This is a genomic window from Deinococcus maricopensis DSM 21211 (genome assembly GCF_000186385.1).
GTDB lineage: Bacteria > Deinococcota > Deinococci > Deinococcales > Deinococcaceae > Deinococcus_B > Deinococcus_B maricopensis.
In genome coordinates this window covers 2,670,821-2,688,080 of sequence record NC_014958.1, presented here as the reverse complement: position 1 = coordinate 2,688,080, position 17,260 = coordinate 2,670,821, and the positions used below count along the sequence as shown (strand labels likewise).

Genomic DNA, 17,260 nt, shown 5'->3' with positions numbered 1-17,260 from the left:
TCAAGGTGGGGACAGACCCGTGCCGGGCCGGTCATGCGGCGAGCCTTACCAGGGGGGAAGCGGCATGTCCCAGCGTACACCCGGTGTTCGCGGCGGGGTTACTGGCCGGGTGGGGGCGTCATGGCCGGCAGGGTGAAGCGCACGGTCAGCCCTTCGGCGCTGCGGGTGTCCATCCAGATGCGGCCGCCGTGCCGCTCCACGATCTTGCGGCACACCGCGAGGCCGATGCCGTTCCCTTCGGCGCGCTGCCGGCTGTGCAGGCGCTGGAACATCACGAATACCCGTTCGGCGTGCGCGCCTGGAATGCCGATGCCGTTGTCGGACAGCGCGAACTCCACCCAGCCGTCCTGCTGCCACGCGCTCAGCAGGACGCGCAGCGGCCGGTCCGCGCGGAACTTGATGGCGTTCCCGAGCAGGTTCGTGAGCAGCTGCTGCACCTGCGGCAGGTTCGCGCGGACCGGCGGGAGGGCGCCGCAGGTGGCGGTGGCGTCCTCAGGCCAGGGGAGGGTGGCGCTGACGGTGGTCCAGATGGCGCGCATGTCGACGCTGCCCAGGGGCGGTTGCGCGCTGACGTTCGACAGCGTGAGCACGTCGCGCACGAGCTGCCGCGCGCGGAACACCTGCTCGGTGATGTGCGTCAGATAGCCGCGCGCGCGGTCATCGAGCTGGTCGGCGTAGCGGTGGCGCAGCAGGTCGCTGTACGCCCCGAGGGTCCGCAGCGGCTCCTGTAGGTCGTGGCTGGCGACGTACGCGAACTCGCGCAGGTCGCGGACGCTGCGTTCCAGTTCGGCGTTCTTGGCGGCGAGGGCGGCGCTGGCCTGCTCGACTTCGCGGGTGCGTTCGTGCACGCGCGCCTCCAGGGTGCGGTTCAGGTCGCGCACCTCCAGCTCCGCGCGTTTGCGGCGCGTGATGTTCTCGTGCGCGACGACGGCGTAGCGCGCGCCGTCTTGCATGAAGCACGTGACGCGCGCCAGGAAGTACCGCTGCTCGTTGGGGGAGTGGCAGGGGTACTCCAGTTCGTACACGCTGCGGGTGCCGGCGAGAACGTCGCGGATGCCGTCCGCGATGCGGTGGGCGTCCTCCTGGTCGTCGCCGCGCGCGTGGTCGCACAACTCCAGGTAGTTGGTGCCGACGTCGTCGGTGCCGCCGTTTTCCTGCGCGAAGCGCCGCCAGGCGTTGTTGACGGCGAGGATGACCCCGTCGGCGTTCAGGATGGCGATGTGCGCGGTGAGGGCGTCGAAGGCCGCGATGGCGTACCGCGCGGGAGACGCCAGGGGGCGAGGCATGAGGCCAACGTAACACCTGGGCTGGGGGGGAAAGTTCGGTGTAGCTGACAGTTCGGTGTTGGCGTCTCTTGCGCGCTGCGGTAGCGTGGGGGGATGCCGAACACCCCGTTTACGTTGCTGCTCGTGGAGGACGAGCTGGCTGACGCCGCGCTGTTTCAGGAGATGTTGTCCGAGGTGGCCGAGGAGATCATGGTGCACCACGTCGAAAACGGTCAGGAGGCGTGGGCGTTCCTGACCGGCGGCGCGGACTTTCGTCCGGACCTGGTGGTGCTGGACCTGAACATGCCGGTGATGGACGGTCATGCGTTTCTGCGGCGCGCGAAGGCGGATGAGCGGCTGCGGAGTATTCCGGTGCTGGTGCTGTCGACGTCGGAGCATCCGGAGGACGTGCAGCGGTCGTATGAGGGGCACGCGAGCGGGTATGTGGTGAAGCCGGGCACGTACGCGGAGTACACGCGGGTGCTGCAGACGGTGGAAGCGTACTGGCGCGGGGTGCTGCGCCTGCCGACGCTGGGTGAGGTGGCGGGCCGGTAGGCCAGACGGCGGAGGGGCGGATTGTGCGCCGCTCACCCCGCGCAAGTGGTTCACCGGTGAACTATGAGGATATGAAGGTCAACACCGCCCCCTGGCTCGCCCTCGCCGTCGCCGCCGGACTGCTGCTCCCCGCGCAATTCGCCGTGAACGCCGCGCTCGCCCGCACCAACGGCAGCGCCCCCCTCACCGCCTTCACCTCTTACGTCATCGGCACCCTCACCCTCGCGGTCATGATCGCGCTCACGCCCGCCGCGCGCGCCCACCTCACGCGCCTGCGCAGCGCCCCCGCCTGGACCCTCACCGGCGGCCTGCTCGGCAGCGCCTACGTGCTCGGCAGCGTCGTCCTCACCCGCGAACTCGGCGCCGGCCTCGCGGTCACGCTCGTCATCGCCGCGCAGACCCTCATGAGCGTCCTGCTGGACCACTTCGGCGCGCTCGGCCTGGAACGCCGCCCCCTGAACCCCACGCGGCTCCTCGTCGTCGCGCTGATCCTCATCGCCGTCGTCCTGCGCGCCCTCAGCCACTGACCCGCCGGCCCATGCGCCCCCTCAGAAAGGACCCCCCATGCTGATCGCTCTGCTCGGCACGCTCGGCGCTGGCCTCGGCCTCAGCGTCGGCCTCGCCATCAACGTCCGCCTCGCCGGTCACGCCCGCCACGCGCTGCTCGCCAGCCTCGTCAACTTCCTCGGCGGCGCCCTCGTCACCGGCCTCGCCACCCTGCTCCTCCCGGCGCACCTGCACGCCACCGCGCCCGCCTGGGCGTACCTCGGCGGTCTCATCGGCGCCATCTACGTCACCCTCACGCTCCGCACCGCCGCGCAACTCGGCCTGACCGCCAGCACCGCCGCCACCACCCTCGGCCAGATCGCCGGCGCGCTCCTCGTCGACGGCTTCGGCCTGTTCGGCGTGACCGCGCACCCCCCGCGCCCCACGCACCTCCTCGCCGGCGCCATCCTGCTCCTCGCCGTCGTCCTGCTCGCCCGCGAACGCGAACGCCCCACGCCCACCCCCCGCACCGCACCGCCCGAGCATGCGGCACACTGAGCAGCGTCCATGGCCCACGACCTCCTCGCGCGCATCGAACACGACTGGCGCACCACGCGCCCCGACCTTGACGCCACCCCCATGCTCACCGTCATCTCGGTGCAGCGGGCCAGCGCCTACCTCCAGACGCACCTCGAACGGTTCTTTGCCGCGCACGACCTGACCCCTGCCAGCTTCGACCTGCTCGTCACGCTGCGCCGCTCCGCCCCGCCCGGCGGCCTCACCCCGGGCGAACTCAGCGGCCTGTGCGCCATCACGCCGCCCGCCATCACCAAGCGCCTCGACGCCCTGGAAGCGCTGCACCTGATCGAACGCGTCCCGCACGAAACGGACCGCCGCGCCACCCGCGTCCGCCTCACCCGCGACGGCCGCGCCCGCGTTGACGACGTCCTCGACGCGCACGTCGCCAACGAGGAGCGGCTGCTCAGCCCCCTCACGCGCGAGGAGCGCGCCACGCTGCGCACCCTCCTCACGCGCTTGATGGACGCCCCTGAAGCCACGCCCTGACCGGCGCGTTGTGCTACACTGGAGCGGTTGCCCGCTACGCACCTGACGTGGCGGAGGAGGCGAAACATGAAGAAGGACATCCACCCCAAAGCGGTTCCCTGCAAGATCATCTACCAAGGCAAGGTCGTCATGGAAACCATGAGCACCAAGCCCGAAATCCACGTCGACGTGTGGAGCGGCGTGCACCCCTTCTGGACCGGCGAAGCGCGCTTCGTCGACACCGAAGGCCGCGTGGACAAGTTCAACAAGCGCTTCGGCGACAGCTACCGCAGCCGCAAGAAGTAACCCAGATCTGCACCTTCAAGGCCGCCACGCTCTGCGTGGCGGCCTTCCCGCATGAGGGGGTCGCCCGCACCCCACCCCCTGCACTACAATGGCGCGTCATGCTGAAATCCCCCTACCACGGCGGTCACCTCGAAGTGATCGTCGGCCCGATGTTCAGCGGCAAAAGCGAAGAACTGATCCGCCGCGTCAACCGCGCCGTCATCGCCCGCCAGCGCGTTGCCGTGTTCAAACCCGCCATCGACGACCGCTACCACGCCACCTTCGTCGCCAGCCACAACGGCCGCACCGTCGAAGCCGTCGCAGTCCGCCACACCGACGACGTCCTCGCGCACCTCACCGGACAGGGCACCCTGCTCACCGCCGACACCGCCCTCCCCGACGTCGTCGGCTTCGACGAGGCGCAATTCTTCGACGCCGGCCTCGTCCCCCTCGCGCTTGACCTCGCGGACCACGGCGTACGCGTCATCCTCGCCGGCCTCGACCTGGACTTCCGCGCCGAACCGTTCGGCCTGATGCCCGACCTCGTCGCCCGCGCCGAAAGCGTCGAGAAGCTCACCGCCATCTGCGTCGTGTGCGGCGCGCCCGCCACACGCACGCAACGCCTCATCGGCGGCCAGCCCGCCCGCTTCAACGACCCCGTCGTCATGGTCGGCGCGCAGGAAGCGTACGAAGCGCGCTGCCGAGTGCACCACGAACTCCGCCGCGACTGAAGCAGCGCACGCTCCACCTGCAGCGCTTCAACATCACGCGTGAGCAGCGGCGACAACGGTACCGTCAATTGTCCGCGCGCTGATCCTGAACCGAGCAACCCCGTACGCAGCCCTCACCACCCATCAGGCCCGGGCGCCCACGCACCCGGGCCTGAATGAGGGGAGCGCCCACGTGACCTCCCTCATGTGGGGGACATGCGCCTCGCGCGCCGCGAGGACACTGCCCTCAGGCGAACGCCGGAAAGAGGAGGGTCAGATGGTCACGGCAGTGGTGGCAGTGCTCCTGGCATTGAGTGGGCTTCATGTGTACTGGGCGCTGGGGGGGCGGCGCGGCGTCGCCGTGGCGGTGCCCACCAGCCCGAACGGGGCGCAGCTGTTCCGCCCGTCCATCCTGGCCACGTTGATGGTCGCGTGCGCGCTGGGTCTTGCGGCCCTGCTGGTCCTCGCAGCGCACGGCGTCCTGCGTGCGCCCGTCCCGGAGGTCCTGCTAATCGTGGGGGAGAGGGCGCTCGCGTGCGTGTTCCTGTTGCGCGCCCTGGGGGAATTCCGGTACGTGGGGCTGTTCAGGCGCGTGCGCGCCACCCCGTTCGCGCGGTGGGACGCGTGGCTGTTCACGCCGCTGTGTCTGCTGCTGGGCGTGGTGGTGTGGACGCTGCCCCGATAAACCGGAACGGAAGAAGGCCCCTGCGTTGCAGCAGGGGCCTTCTTGTTGGGGACTTCGGTGGGTTAGTCGCGGCGGCGGCTGGGGCCGGCCGGCACGAATTCGCGGTTGCTGAAGTCGTCACGGCGGGGGCGATCGTCGCGGGGCGCGCTGTTGCGGTCCTCGTAGCGTCCGCCGCTGCGGTTGCCGTACCCGCCCTGGCCGCTGTCGCGGTTGCCGTAGCGTCCGCCGCCACGGTTGCCGTACCCGCCGCCCTGGCCGCCGTCGCGGTCGTAGCGTCCGCCGCGGCCGCCGCCGTAGTTGCCGCGCCCGCCGCTGCGGCCTTCACGTTCCGGCTGCTCGAAGAGTTCCGGCAGTTCCTGGGCGACTTCGATGGTCACTTCGTCGTCGATGGGGTTCTTGGCGAGGAGCGGGGCAACGGCCTCGTTCGGGAGGTCCGCGACGGCCCCGCCGCGCCACAGGCGGATCTTGCCAAGGCGGCGCGTGTCGATATCGGTGCTGCGGGCGATCAGCGCGACGGCGCGGGCGACGCTCATGCGCTCGGCGTTCAGGATGATGGTGGTCATGCCTTCTTCGCCGCTGAGCAGGCTGGCGTTCACGGCCGGCTGCGTCACGCCGCTGATTTTGGCGAGGGCGCGGGCGAGGGCGTCCAGGCCCAGTTCGCTGAACAGGCGTTCCGCTTCGGCCATGAAGGGCTGGGCCATTTCGGCGTCGACCTTCTTGACGTTGTCGGCAGCGGCGCGGGCGCTCGCTTCACGCACTTCCTTGGGCGTGGGGATGCTGCGCTCCTCGAACTTCACGCCGGTCTGGTACTCCAGGTTGCGCAGTTCGCGGCCTTCGCGTTCGCCGTACATGACGATGGCGGTGCCGGTGCGGCCGGCGCGGCCCGTACGGCCACTGCGGTGCACGTAGCTTTCGGGGTCCTGGGGGAGGTGGTACTGGACCACGAGGTCGATTTCGGGGATGTCAAGGCCGCGCGCGGCGACGTCGGTGGCGACGAGCACGCGGACGCGTCCGGCGCGGAAGCTGCCGAGGGCGCGTTCACGCTGGCTCTGCGCGAGGTCGCCGTGCAGCGCTTCGGCTTCGAGGCCGCGGTGGATGAGTTCCATCGCGAGCTCGTCCACTTCGCGTTTGGTGCGGGTGAAGACGATGGCGCGCTCGGGGTTGTAGATGGTGAGGAAGTCCGCGAGGACGCGGGTGCGGGTGCGGCCCACCTTCACCTTGAGGTGCTGGACGGTCTGCGCGGCCTGCATGCGGCTCTCGCCGACGAGGTCCACCACGAGGGGGTCCTTGAGGTACTTGTTGCCGATGCGCGTGACGCCGGCAGGCAGCGTGGCGCTGAACAGCATCGTCTGGCGCGTTTCGGGCGTGGCGCTGAGGATCGACTCGATGGCGTCCGCGAAGCCCACGCTGAGCATCTCGTCGGCTTCGTCGAGGATGGCGAACTGCACGGCGTCAAGCTTCAGGTTGCCGCGCTCGATGTGGTCGATGACGCGGCCGGGGGTGCCGACGATCACGTCGACGCCGCCGTACAGGGCTTTTTCCTGCGGGCCGTACGCGGCGCCGCCGTACACGGTGAGCGTGAGGAGTTCGGGGGCGCTCTTCTTGAATTCCTCGGCGACCTGCTTCGCGAGTTCGCGGGTCGGGGCGAGGATCAGGGCGCGGGGCAGGCGGCCACGTTCGCGGCTGGGTTCCAGCTTGTCGATGACGGGAATCGCGAAGGCGAGGGTCTTGCCGGTGCCGGTGCGGGCGCGGCCGATGAGGTCGCGGCCCTGCATGGTGTGGGGCAGGCTTTCGGCCTGGATGGGGCTGGCTTCGAGAATACCGCGCTCGGCGAGGCGCGCCGCGAGTGCGGGCGCGATCAGGTCAGTGAACTGCATATTTGGTCCTTTCGGGTAGCTTCTCCCCCGGTCAAGGCCATCAGCTCGTTCGCGGCCAGTGCTTCGCCGTCGCTGGCGGTGGTCTGGTGCAGGTGAGCGGCACACGGTGTGCAGGCTCGGGCAGTCGGGAGCGCCCCCGCCGCGCGATGTCTCTCGTGCGGCACTAAGAGAGAATTATATAGGATAGACAGGCATTCTGTCCAGTGCGAAGCAAAGCGGTCTTGCGTCACGGTTGTTGCAGGTGGGCGGCGTACGCTGCGGCGCATGAATCTGCCCCTTTCTGTCCTGGACCTGATGCCCATTCCGTCTGGCTCGACACCCGCGCAGGCGGTGGAGAATACGTTGGACCTCGCGCGCCACGCGGACGCGCAGGGGTTCACGCGGTACTGGCTGGCGGAGCACCACAACATGAGCAGCCTGGCGAGCAGCGCGCCGGAACTGATGGTGGGCGTCGTGGCGCGCGCGACCACGCGCATTCGCGTCGGGTCGGGCGGCGTGATGCTGCCGAACCACGCGCCGCTGAAGGTCGCGGAGAACTTCCGGACGCTGGAGGCGCTCGCGCCGGGCCGCATTGACCTGGGCATCGGGCGGGCCCCGGGGACGGACGGGCTGACGGCCATGGCGCTGCGGCGTTCGGCGGAGGGGACCGACGATCTGCCGGGGCAGCTGGCGCAGGTGGAGGCGTTCGCGGGCGTGGGCGCGTTCCCGGACGGGCATCCGTTCGGGCGCGTCACGGCGGCGCCGGATGAGGTGCCGCTCCCGCCGATCTGGCTGCTGGGGTCCAGCGATTACAGCGCGCGTCTGGCGGCGGCGCAGGGGCGCGGGTTCGCGTTCGCGTATCACTTCAGCGCGGACGCCGCGCCGGTGGCGATGAGCGCGTACCGCGAGGGATTCCGGCCTTCGGCGACGCTGGGCGCGCCGCACGCGATCCTGACGGTGTCGGTGGTCTGCGCGGAGACGGACGCCGAGGCGGAGAAGCTGGCCGTGTCGCAGGACCTGGCGTTCCTGAATCTGCGTCTGGGGCGGCGCGCGCGTTACCCGAGTGTGGAGGAGGCGCGCGCGTACCCGTATTCGGAAGCGGAGCGCGTGGCGCTGGCGTCGTACCGCGCCACGCAGGTGATCGGCAGTCCGGCGCGGGTGCGGGCGCGCCTGACGGCGCTGGCGCGGCAGTTCGCGGCGGACGAGGTGATGGTCAGCACGATGGTGCATGACCACGCGGCGCGCGTGCGTTCGTACGCGTTGGTGGCGGAGGCGTTCGGGCTGGGGGGGTGAGGGTCAGACGCAGGGGGCGTCTTCGGCGATCAGGTGGGCGCTGCCCCAGTCGCTGATGGCGTCGATGACGCCCTGGAGTTGCTGTCCGGCAGGGGTGAGGCTGTAGATGCTGCGCGCCAGTTTGGTGTTGGCGCTGCTGGTGTCGGTGGCTTTGCTGATGATGCCGAGCGTTTCGAGCTGTTCGAGGCGCTGGGCGAGGGTGGCACTGTTGCACCCGCCGACGGCGCGGGCGAGCTCGTTGAAGCCCTTTTCACCGCCGAGCAGGGCGCGGACGATGTGCAACACCCATTTTTCCTGCAGCACGCCGATGGCCCGATACACCGGACAGAAGGTGTGGTCGGATTGGCTCATGTGTCAAGTGTACATCAGCGCGTCTGACACATTGCGCCAGGAATCACACTGCTTGACAAAATAAACCGGCTTGTTTAATCTCTTGGCATGACCGCGACCGAAATCAAACCCCTGAGCATCAAGGAAGCCATCGAAACCCGCCGCAGCATCCGCAAATACGTCCAGGAACCCATGAACCAGGACGACCTGCGCGAAATCCTGCGCCTCGCCAGCCTCGCGCCCAGCGCCAACAACGTCCAGACCTGGCGCTTCGCGGTCATCCAGAACCCCGAACTGCAGGCCAAACTGCAGGACGTCAGCTACAACCAGGGCCAGGTCACCAACGCCCCCGCCGTCATCGTCGTCTACAGCGACATGGAAGACACCCTCGCCACCGCCGAGGAAACCGTCCACCCCGGCATGGGCGCCGAGCAGATCAAGAGCCGCGCCGACGGCCTGCGCGGCAACTTCCAGAACCAGGACGTCGCCCAGCGCGGCCAGTGGGGCCTGACCCAGGCGAACCTCGCTTTCGCCTTCCTGATGCTCGCCGCTCGCGGCCTCGGCTACGACACCGTCCCCATGCTCGGCTTCCAGCCTGAGAAGGTCAAGGAACTCCTCGGCCTGCCCGAGCACGTGCAGTTCGCCGGCATCCTGCCCATCGGCAAGCGCGCCGAAGACGGCTTCCCGCACCACCGCCACAGCCTCGAGCGCATCACGAAGTTCTACTGACCTCACCAAGGAGAGAGGGGCCGGGACCACGCGTCCCGGCCCCTCTCTCCTTGGTGGCGGCGCGGAGCAACAGGACCGCTGTCGCACCTCCACCCTATAATCTTGAGTGAAAACGTCGGATTTAAGGAGCGTCCCTTGCCTACCCCCACCCCGCCCCCCTCACCGCCACGGCCCTGCTCCACGACCTGCGGTCGCTGCCCCTCTACCTCAGCGTCCTGCCCGGACGTACCGGTGCACCCCTCCCTCAGGCCGTACGCCAGTGGGACATCTGGCGGGCCCGCACCCTCGCCGCCCGCCCCGCCCACCGCGCCAACACCGCCGACGTCCTTCTCCTCAACGCCCTGCTGTGGCCCGTCGCCATGCTTCACCTCGCCGCCGCCTTCCGCCACGGCGTCCGCGTGCACGGCACCCTGCACACCGACTGGCCCGACGCGGACCCTTTCCCGTTCAGCACCGTCACGCTTGCCGACGCCCACCTCAGCCTTAGCACCGACCCCCTCGCCGACGCGGTGGACGCCATCATCGCCGCGTGCCACGCCGCGCAGCCCCACACCCGCCTGCGCGAACGCCCCCTGCTCGCCGTCGCCTGCGACCGCACCGTTCAGGCCCTGCTGCTTCTCGGGCACGCCACCGGCAACCACGACCGCGCTGTGCAGTGGAGCGCGCGCCTCACCGACGACCTGTGGCCCACGCGCACCCGCACCGCCGTCAGCCACGACGACACCGGCCCGGCTCTCGTGCGCGGCACCTGCTGCTTCCACGTTCTTGAGGGCCACCGCTGTGCGAACTGCCCCATCGCCCCGTCCACCCCCACCTGAACCCCGCGATGCTGCCCACGCCTGGCAGGGGAGACGATCACCCAGGGTCCGGAGCAGCCCCCACGCCCCGGAGCCTCCGCTTTACGGCGCAGGCGCCTGATCCCGCCGCCGGAACATCAGCGACAGCAGGAACACCGCCGTGTTCGTCAGCACGATCGTCGCGCCCGGCGCGAGGTCCAGGTAGTAGCTCGCGTACAGCCCCGCAGCGCCGCCCACACTGCCCAGCACAGCCGCGAGCACCATCATGCGTTTCAGGCTGGTGGTCAGCAGGCGCGCGCTCGCGCTGGACGTGATCAGCATGCTCACGGACAGCGTGGTGCCGACGAGCTGAATGGTCAGCACCACGACCAGGCCGATCAGGATCAGCAGCAGGTTGTTCAGGCGCCGCACGGGCAGGCCGATGGCGCGCGCCTCGGTCGGGTCGAAACTCACGAGCAGCAGTTCCTTCTGGACGCCCAGCAGCACCAGCGCGACCACGCCCGTCACGACCGCCGCGAGCGTCAGGTCCGCGCCGCTCACCCCGAGCGGGTTCCCCACGAGGAAACTCGCGAGGTCGCGCGAGCCGCCGTCCGCACGGGACAGCAGCGTGACGCCCAACGCGAACATCCCGACGAACACGATGCCGATGGCGCTGTCCTGCCGCAGGCCGCTGCGCTGCGTTACGTACCCGATCCCGAGGCTCGTGAGGATCGACGCGAGGATCGCGCCGATCAGCAGGTTTGCGTGCAGCAGGTACGCGCCGACGATGCCGGGAAACACGGCGTGGCTCATGGCGTCGCCGATATACGACAGGCCGCGCAGCACGACGTACGCGCCGACCATGGCGCACAGGACGCTCACCAGCACCACGCCGATCAGGGCGCGCGTGAAGAACTCGAAGGTCAGGGGGTCGGTGACAGCGTGCAGGGCGGCGTGAAGCATGAGGGTCCTCTCGGGCGGTCAGGCGCTCGCGTGCGTGTGCCCGAGCATGGAGTGCGTGAACGTGGCCTGCACGTTCTCAGGGGTGTACACCTGCGCGGGCGTGCCCTGCGCGATGACGGTGCGGTTCACCAGAATCAGGCGGTCGCACCACGCGGCGGCGGCGTCGAGGTCGTGCGTGACCATCAGAACGGCGCGGCCCGCGCGCGCTTCCGCCTGCATCAGGGCCATCAGGCGCTCGCCGGTCCCGGCGTCCACGCCGGTGAGAGGCTCGTCGAGCAGCAGCAGGTCCGCCTGGCGCGCAAGCATGCGCGCCAGCAGCACGCGTTGCCGCTGCCCGCCGCTGAGCGCACCGATGTGCCGCCCGGCGAGGTCCAGCACGCCCGCGCGGTCCAGGGCGTCGCGGACGATCTCGCGGTCGCGGTGCCCTGGCCAGCGCAGCCAGCCGACGCGTCCGGTGCGGCCCATCATGACGGTGTCCCACGCGGTCACAGGGAAGGTCCAGTCGAGGGTCTGCTGCTGCGGGACGTACGCGAGCGCGTCCTGCGGGCGCGGGCCGAGCGAGGGTGCGAAGCGCACCTGGCCGCTCGTGGGCGTCGTGAGGCCCACCAGGGACTTGAGCAGGGTGCTTTTGCCGGCGCCGTTCGGGCCGATGACCGCCACGAAATCGCCCGCGTGCAGGGCGATGTTCGCGCTGTGCAGGGCGACGTGCGTCCCGTACTGGACGGTCAGGTCGTGGGTGTGAAGAAGAGGATCGGTCATGCGGGCACACGGTTGAGAATGCGAACTCAACTGCAGAAGTATACCCGGCCTGCAACGCAGGCCGGGTATACGGGACCTTATTTCAGGGCGCGGTAGATGGTGTCCACGTTCGAGCGGAAGGCGCGCAGGAACGTGTCGCCGGCGCTGCCAGCCGGGCCGAGCGCGTCCGTGTACAGCGGGGGGGCAATGCGCGCGCCGGTGTCGCGGGCGATGGCCTGCGCGAGGCGCGCGTTCACGGTGTTCTCCGTGAAGATCGCGCGGACGCCGGCCTTACGGATCGCAGTGATCAGGGTGGCCGTTTCGCGCGCGCTCGGGTCGCGTTCGGTGCCGAGGCCGGGAATGACCTGCCCGATCACGCGGAAGCCGTAGCGGGCGGCGAAGTACCCGAGCGCGTCGTGGTTCGTGACCAGCTGGCGTTTCGCGGCGGGCAGTTTCGCGAAGGTGGCTTTCGCGTACGCGTCGGCGGCCTGAAGGGCTTTGAGGTGCTTCTGCGCGTTGTTCGTGTACGTGGCGCGCCCAGCCGGGTCGGCCTGGATGAGGGCGTCGCGGACCTTGCGGGTGTACGCGGCGGCGTTCGTGACGTCCCACCAGGCGTGCGGGTCGGCGTGGTCACCGTCGTGATCGTCGTGCTCATCGAGTTCGGTGGCGGCGCGCAGCTTGAGGCCGTCGGTGAGGGTGATGACCTTGAGGGTGGGCGCGGCGCTGCTGCGCAGGCGGGCGAACCACGGTTCGAGGTTCGCGCCGTTCTGGAAGGCCAGGGTGCTGCTGGCGAGCGCGCGGACCTCGCGGGTGCCGGGCTGGAACGTATGCGCGTCGGCACTGACTGGTACGAGGGTGGTGATGTTCACGCGGGCGCCGCCGACGCTGCGCACGAAGTCCGCGATGATGCTGTTCGTGGCGGTGACGGGGAGGGGCGTGGCGTGGGCGGCGCCGGCCAGCAGGGCGAGCAGGGGGAGGGCGCGGTTCATGCGAGTTCCACGCCGTCGGGCAGACGGCGCAGGGCCTTGGCGCTGAGCCACACGCGGCGGCGTTCGCCGTGCACGAGAACGGTTTTTTTCTGGAGGTTGGCTTTCTGGGTGCGTTTGTGAATGCCGGTGGTCTTGCGGCCGACGCCGCCGGCGGCGCGGGCTTTGCCGCGGCGGGTGACGCGGTTGACGACCTTGTTCTTCTTGCCGGTGATGAAGCAGGTTCTGGCCATGGGACTCCTTGGGCGCCCGGGGGCGCGGTCTGCTCAGCCTAATTGAGAGTGCATTATCAAGTCAAGGCATCCGAACACTTTTGACGGCCCGGCCAGCTGGTCTGTCCACATTCATCACTGATCTAGACCGAGCGTGAAAAAATCCGCATGCACCCCCCGGCAGGCTTGTTACGGTGGCGCCACCCAAACGAACCCTGAAAGGAACCGCCCCGGCGGTTTGGTGTCCTCCTATGCGTAAAACCGGTTTCGCCGGCCTCATCGGCCTGTCCCTGATCCTCGCCTCCTGCAGCACCCAGACGGCCACCACCGACCAGGCCGCCCAAAACACCCTCGCCTCCCACCCCGGCGCGACCTTCCAGAACGTCAACTGGCGCGTCGAAGGCGCCGGCGACCAGCTCGTCAAAGCCGAAGTGCGCGACGGCCAGCTGCTCTTCCAGGACGACATCGTCCTCGGTGACGCCGACCTGCACAGCCAGGGCACCTACACCACCAACACCGCCACCCGCTGGCCCAACCGCACCATCCCCTACACCTTCAACGCCTCGCTCTCCACCACCATGCGCGACCGCATCAAGCAGGCCATCACCAACATCCAGAACACCACCAACGTCCGCCTCGTCGCCCGCACCAGCCAGGCCGACTACATCGAGTTCCGCCCCGCCTCCGGCACCACCTGCTCCTCCTCGCTGGGCCGCGTCGGCGGACGCCAGTACGTGAACCTCGCGGACCGCTGCACCACCGGCACGATCATGCACGAGGTCGGCCACACCATGGGCCTCTTCCACGAGCAGACCCGCCCGGACCGCGACAAGGCCGTGCGCATCCTCTGGGAGAACATCCCCGCCGACTGGCAGAGCCAGTACGAAATCCGCTCCGGCAGCGCCGGCTACGGCGCGTACGATTTCGACTCGATCATGCACTACCCCGCCTACTTCGACGGGAAACTCGCCATTCAACCCCTCGACGCCAAGATCGACGTGAACCGCATGGGCCAGCGCAACGGTTACAGCGCCACCGACCGCGCCGTCATCAACGCCATGTACCCCTGAACCACAACGCGCAGGCGCCCCGACCATGCGTCGGGGCGCCTGCGTTCATGCCCTGCCCGTTCAGGCGGGCGGGCGCGCCGCGCACTCCGGGCACAGGCCGTACAGCGTCACCTCGTGCGCCTCCACCACGAAGCCGCCCGGGTACACGGTGCCCTTCGGGAGCGCCACCGGGCACTGATGCAAGTCGAACACGCGCGCGCACGTCCGGCACGCGAAATGGTGATGATGCCCGCGTCCCGCCCGCTCGAACCGCGACTCCCCGTCCAGATGCACAGGATGCACCACGCCCTGCTCCTGCAGCAGTTTCAGGGTGCGGTACACGGTCGCCACGCCCAGGCCCGGCAGGTCCTGCTGCGCGCGGGCCAGCAGCTCCGGCACGCTCAAGGGGCCGGGCGCGTCCTCGATGACGCGGACGATCACTTCGCGCTGGCGGGTGGAACGGGGGGCAGTCACCCCACCAGTTTACCACGCCGCTGAGAACGCCCTCTCAACAAACGGGCCGCCCCGAAGGGCGGCCCCGAGCGTGCCCGCCCGCACTCACATGCGGCGCGTATCCGCCTCGGCCGTGCGCACCACCGGCCCCTTGTGCAGGTCCACCTGACCGCCCGCGCGCGCCTGCTGCTGATCCGCGAGCTTGCTGGTCAGCTCCTCCAGCTTCGGGGCCAGCACCCGCTCCTGCAGCAGCTTCACGCCAGTCGTCACGACCAGGCCCATCAGCATGCCGCCCAGGCCGCCGCCCTTCTGCTGCTTCGCAACGCGCGCCTGCGCCTTCATGAACGCCTTCTGCTCACGCTTGTTGCTCGCGGCGTCCACGTACACCTTCCGGGTGCGGCGCACGCGGCTGCCCACCAGCGCGCCCAGCACCAGCCCCACCGCCGAGGCGCCCCCCAGCATCTTGAGCGGCTCCTTCTGCATCTGCGCGTGCAGGTTCGCCTGCGCCGCGAGCGTGTTCACACTGTCGCGCAGCCGTGCGCGCGCATCCTGGCGGTTGTCGTTCATTTCATGTCCTCCTCGAACGTCGGCTTGGTGCTCACCGGAATGCCGTGCTCCGCGACGTACTGACGTTCGCGTTCACGCTGCTCGCGCATTTCCTCCATGCGGCGCTGCTGCTGCTCACGTTCGCGCTCATGCTGCGCGCGCGTCTCGGGGTTCATGATGTCGCCGTGCGGACGCTCGCCGCCCGCCGCAGCCGTCGCCGCCGCGTGGCCGTGCGCCTGACCCTGAGGACGAGGCGCGTCGTGATCATGATCGCTGCGGCCGTGGCCGGTGCCGTCATCCACATCCGCGGTGAGCTTCTTGATGCCCATCATCACCAGCACGCCCGTCACCACGAAGCTCACGAGGGCGATCACCAGGGCGGCCGCCCACGCCCCCAGACCCAGGCGCATCAGGCCGTAGAACACCGCCAGGATCAGGAAGATCAGCGCCATCGTCAGGGGCGCGACCGCGCCGAGCAGCAGCACCACACCCAGGCCCTTGGCCTTCGCGATCTGGCCGATCCGCCGCGCCAGCAACGTCACTTCAGTCTTCACCAGCGAAACGGCAGCGTCGAATACGTCCACCAGCGCTCCACCAATGCTCTTGTTCTCACTCATGGTCCACGTCCTTTGGTTTGGCGAGCACGTCGCGCGCATCGTCGCGCACACCGTTGAAACGCCCCACAGCATAATGAATTCCGTGCACGCCTTACGGCACCTTAAAAGCAGCCTTAACCTGAGCGAAAGCGTGCCGTCCGCGCTCACGCCCGCGCAGCGCAGCAATTTCCTCACCCTCACGGCGCGCGGGTACGCCACGTGGCGCGCGCATTCCCTCACGCTGCTGACCGGCCAGCCCTTCCCGCTGCCCCGCGAAGCGCAGCTGTTCCTGCATCACGCGCGCCCCCGCCCCGGCGAGTGGTGGCTCGACGCCGGCACCAGCGCCGGCTTCTACGCGGCCCTGCTCGCGCAGGCCGGCGCGCGCGTCCTCGCTGCGGACCTCAGCCCCGCCATGCTGCGCGCCGCCCGGGCGCACGCACCCGGCGCCCGCATCGACTGGGCGCTCCTGAACGCCGAGCGCACCGGCCTGCCGTCCGCCAGTCTCGACGGCGTCACCATCGGCGCGACCCTAAACGAGACGCGCGACCCGGACGCGCTGCTGCGCGAAAGTGCCCGCCTCGTCCGCCCTGGCGGGCGCGTCTGGCTGATGTACGTCGCGCGCAGCGGCCGTTTCGGTCAGCGCGCGCTCGCCCGCGCTGGCGGCCTCACCTTCCCCGACCCCGCGCGCGTCGAAAGGCACCTCCGGCCGTTGCGGCGCGCTCTGCTCTTCCAGGTGGGCGACGTGACGTTCGAGTTGTACATCCGGGATTTGTAAGAAAAAAGACGTTCCGGCGCGGGCACGCCACGTACACTGCCGGTCGAGAGGGAGCGAATGCGAGAAGAGCACCTGCCTGCACGGGCCATCGAACGCTGCCGCGACCAGACCCGCGCGCACTCAAAAACCTTTTATTTCGGCTCGCGGTTCTTCCCGCGCGCGCAACGCCAGGCCGTCTGGGCGGTGTACGCCGCGTGCCGCGAAGGCGACGACATCGCCGACGAGTCGCCCGCGTGGGACCGCGCGGCGCACCTGGACGCCTGGTGGGCGCGCGTGCGCCGCGCCCTGAACGGCGAGGGCAGCGGCGACCACGTCAGCGACGCCCTCGCCTGGGCCGCGCGCACGTACCCCATTCCCGAATCGGCCTTCGAGGAACTGTACGAGGGCCTGCGTATGGACCTCGCCGGGCACGCGTACGACACGGCTGAGGACCTCGAACTGTACTGCCGGCGCGTCGCCGGGGTCGTCGGCTTCATGATCGCGCCCATCAGCGGCTTCGACGGGGGTGACGCCACCCTCCAGCACGCCCTGCGTCTCGGGCAGGCCATGCAGCTGACCAACATCCTGCGCGACGTCGGCGAGGACTGGGCGCGCGAACGCGTGTACCTGCCGCAGACGCTGCTGGAGCAGTACGGCGTGACCCGCACCATGCTGGCGCGCGGCACCGTCACGCCCGAGTACCGCGCGCTCATGCGGCACCTGTGCGCGCAGGCGCGCACGTGGTACGCGCAGGGCCGCGCGGGCATCCCGCGCCTGCACGGGGGCGGACGCCTCGCGGTGGCCGCCGCCGCCCGCGCCTACGAAGGCATCCTCGACGCGCTCGAACGCAACGACTACGACAACTTCAACGCGCGCGCGCACGTGAGCGGCACCCGCAAACTGCTGCTGCTCCCCCAGGTGTGGTGGGAGTGCCGCGCCTGAATGCGCC

23 protein-coding genes are annotated in these 17,260 nt (G+C 69.8%); 13 read left to right on the top strand and 10 right to left on the bottom strand.

Annotated features, from left to right (window positions below):
• Positions 1-98 precede the first annotated feature (98 nt).
• Positions 99-1,286 (bottom strand): sensor histidine kinase, encoded by a 1,188-nt coding sequence (locus DEIMA_RS12570; protein WP_013557644.1) that lies wholly within the window; start codon positions 1,284-1,286, stop codon positions 99-101.
• A gap of 93 nt (positions 1,287-1,379) precedes the next feature.
• Between DEIMA_RS12570 and DEIMA_RS12565 the strand changes: the two genes are divergently transcribed.
• The 7 genes from DEIMA_RS12565 (at position 1,380) to DEIMA_RS12535 (ending at position 5,030) form a co-directional block, all read left to right on the top strand.
• Positions 1,380-1,820 carry a response regulator gene (locus DEIMA_RS12565; protein WP_013557643.1) on the top strand — a complete coding sequence of 147 codons (441 nt, stop codon included), beginning with the start codon at positions 1,380-1,382 and terminating at the stop codon, positions 1,818-1,820.
• Between the two features lie 71 nt (positions 1,821-1,891).
• On the top strand, positions 1,892-2,347 hold the full coding sequence (locus tag DEIMA_RS12560; RefSeq protein ID WP_013557642.1) for a DMT family transporter: 456 nt from the start codon (positions 1,892-1,894) through the stop codon (positions 2,345-2,347).
• Positions 2,348-2,384: 37 nt separating this feature from the next.
• Positions 2,385-2,864 carry a DMT family transporter gene (locus tag DEIMA_RS12555; RefSeq protein WP_013557641.1) on the top strand — a complete coding sequence of 160 codons (480 nt, stop codon included), beginning with the start codon at positions 2,385-2,387 and terminating at the stop codon, positions 2,862-2,864.
• A 9-nt stretch (positions 2,865-2,873) separates the two neighbouring features.
• Entirely contained in the window at positions 2,874-3,371 is a 498-nt protein-coding gene (locus tag DEIMA_RS12550) for a MarR family winged helix-turn-helix transcriptional regulator (protein ID WP_013557640.1), read from the top strand.
• A gap of 66 nt (positions 3,372-3,437) precedes the next feature.
• Positions 3,438-3,656 (top strand): 50S ribosomal protein L31, encoded by a 219-nt coding sequence (gene rpmE, locus DEIMA_RS12545; RefSeq protein ID WP_013557639.1) that lies wholly within the window; start codon positions 3,438-3,440, stop codon positions 3,654-3,656.
• Between the two features lie 98 nt (positions 3,657-3,754).
• A complete protein-coding gene (locus tag DEIMA_RS12540) occupies positions 3,755-4,366 on the top strand; it encodes a thymidine kinase (protein WP_013557638.1) in 612 nt (203 codons plus the stop codon).
• A gap of 256 nt (positions 4,367-4,622) precedes the next feature.
• Positions 4,623-5,030, top strand: a complete 408-nt coding sequence (locus DEIMA_RS12535; RefSeq protein ID WP_013557637.1) for a DUF3995 domain-containing protein — start codon at positions 4,623-4,625, stop codon at positions 5,028-5,030.
• Between the two features lie 62 nt (positions 5,031-5,092).
• Here DEIMA_RS12535 and DEIMA_RS12530 read toward each other — a convergent pair whose 3' ends face one another.
• Positions 5,093-6,907, bottom strand: a complete 1,815-nt coding sequence (locus tag DEIMA_RS12530; RefSeq protein ID WP_013557636.1) for a DEAD/DEAH box helicase — start codon at positions 6,905-6,907, stop codon at positions 5,093-5,095.
• A gap of 264 nt (positions 6,908-7,171) precedes the next feature.
• Between DEIMA_RS12530 and DEIMA_RS12525 the strand changes: the two genes are divergently transcribed.
• Entirely contained in the window at positions 7,172-8,179 is a 1,008-nt protein-coding gene (locus DEIMA_RS12525) for an LLM class flavin-dependent oxidoreductase (protein ID WP_013557635.1), read from the top strand.
• Positions 8,180-8,182: 3 nt separating this feature from the next.
• Here DEIMA_RS12525 and DEIMA_RS12520 read toward each other — a convergent pair whose 3' ends face one another.
• Entirely contained in the window at positions 8,183-8,530 is a 348-nt protein-coding gene (locus DEIMA_RS12520) for a winged helix-turn-helix transcriptional regulator (protein WP_013557634.1), read from the bottom strand.
• A gap of 87 nt (positions 8,531-8,617) precedes the next feature.
• Between DEIMA_RS12520 and DEIMA_RS12515 the strand changes: the two genes are divergently transcribed.
• Positions 8,618-9,238 (top strand): nitroreductase family protein, encoded by a 621-nt coding sequence (locus tag DEIMA_RS12515; RefSeq protein ID WP_013557633.1) that lies wholly within the window; start codon positions 8,618-8,620, stop codon positions 9,236-9,238.
• Positions 9,239-9,597: 359 nt separating this feature from the next.
• Entirely contained in the window at positions 9,598-10,056 is a 459-nt protein-coding gene (locus tag DEIMA_RS12510; protein ID WP_013557632.1) for a hypothetical protein, read from the top strand.
• Between the two features lie 81 nt (positions 10,057-10,137).
• On the opposite strand, the gene mntB is transcribed toward DEIMA_RS12510, so the two are convergent.
• The 4 genes from mntB to rpmB form a co-directional block, all read right to left on the bottom strand.
• A complete protein-coding gene (mntB, locus tag DEIMA_RS12505) occupies positions 10,138-10,977 on the bottom strand; it encodes a manganese ABC transporter permease MntB (RefSeq protein ID WP_013557631.1) in 840 nt (279 codons plus the stop codon).
• Positions 10,978-10,995: 18 nt separating this feature from the next.
• Positions 10,996-11,736, bottom strand: a complete 741-nt coding sequence (gene mntA, locus DEIMA_RS12500; RefSeq protein ID WP_013557630.1) for a manganese ABC transporter ATP-binding protein MntA — start codon at positions 11,734-11,736, stop codon at positions 10,996-10,998.
• A gap of 77 nt (positions 11,737-11,813) precedes the next feature.
• Positions 11,814-12,704: a manganese ABC transporter substrate-binding protein MntC gene (mntC, locus tag DEIMA_RS12495; protein ID WP_013557629.1), complete on the bottom strand. Its 891-nt coding sequence runs from the start codon at positions 12,702-12,704 to the stop codon at positions 11,814-11,816.
• Complete coding sequence (rpmB, locus tag DEIMA_RS12490) at positions 12,701-12,934, bottom strand: 50S ribosomal protein L28 (RefSeq protein WP_013557628.1); 234 nt, start codon at positions 12,932-12,934, stop codon at positions 12,701-12,703. Before rpmB ends, mntC begins: the two co-directional genes overlap by 4 nt.
• Positions 12,935-13,164: 230 nt before the next feature.
• On the opposite strand from rpmB, the gene DEIMA_RS12485 reads away from it, so the two are divergent.
• Complete coding sequence (locus DEIMA_RS12485; RefSeq protein ID WP_013557627.1) at positions 13,165-13,983, top strand: M12 family metallopeptidase; 819 nt, start codon at positions 13,165-13,167, stop codon at positions 13,981-13,983.
• A 60-nt stretch (positions 13,984-14,043) separates the two neighbouring features.
• On the opposite strand, the gene DEIMA_RS12480 is transcribed toward DEIMA_RS12485, so the two are convergent.
• From DEIMA_RS12480 to DEIMA_RS17005, 3 genes are all read right to left on the bottom strand, one after another.
• On the bottom strand, positions 14,044-14,436 hold the full coding sequence (locus DEIMA_RS12480; protein WP_013557626.1) for a Fur family transcriptional regulator: 393 nt from the start codon (positions 14,434-14,436) through the stop codon (positions 14,044-14,046).
• 84 nt (positions 14,437-14,520) lie between these two features.
• Positions 14,521-14,982, bottom strand: coding sequence for a hypothetical protein (locus DEIMA_RS12475; RefSeq protein ID WP_013557625.1), 462 nt, complete (start codon positions 14,980-14,982; stop codon positions 14,521-14,523).
• Positions 14,979-15,578, bottom strand: coding sequence for a phage holin family protein (locus DEIMA_RS17005; RefSeq protein ID WP_013557624.1), 600 nt, complete (start codon positions 15,576-15,578; stop codon positions 14,979-14,981). The genes DEIMA_RS12475 and DEIMA_RS17005 overlap by 4 nt, the downstream gene beginning before the upstream one ends.
• A gap of 73 nt (positions 15,579-15,651) precedes the next feature.
• Between DEIMA_RS17005 and DEIMA_RS12465 the strand changes: the two genes are divergently transcribed.
• The gene (locus DEIMA_RS12465) at positions 15,652-16,332 is read left to right on the top strand and encodes a class I SAM-dependent methyltransferase (protein WP_013557623.1); all 681 of its coding nucleotides are present in this window, start codon (positions 15,652-15,654) and stop codon (positions 16,330-16,332) included.
• Between the two features lie 57 nt (positions 16,333-16,389).
• The gene (locus tag DEIMA_RS12460) at positions 16,390-17,253 is read left to right on the top strand and encodes a phytoene/squalene synthase family protein (RefSeq protein ID WP_013557622.1); all 864 of its coding nucleotides are present in this window, start codon (positions 16,390-16,392) and stop codon (positions 17,251-17,253) included.
• The last annotated feature ends 7 nt before the right edge of the window (positions 17,254-17,260 follow it).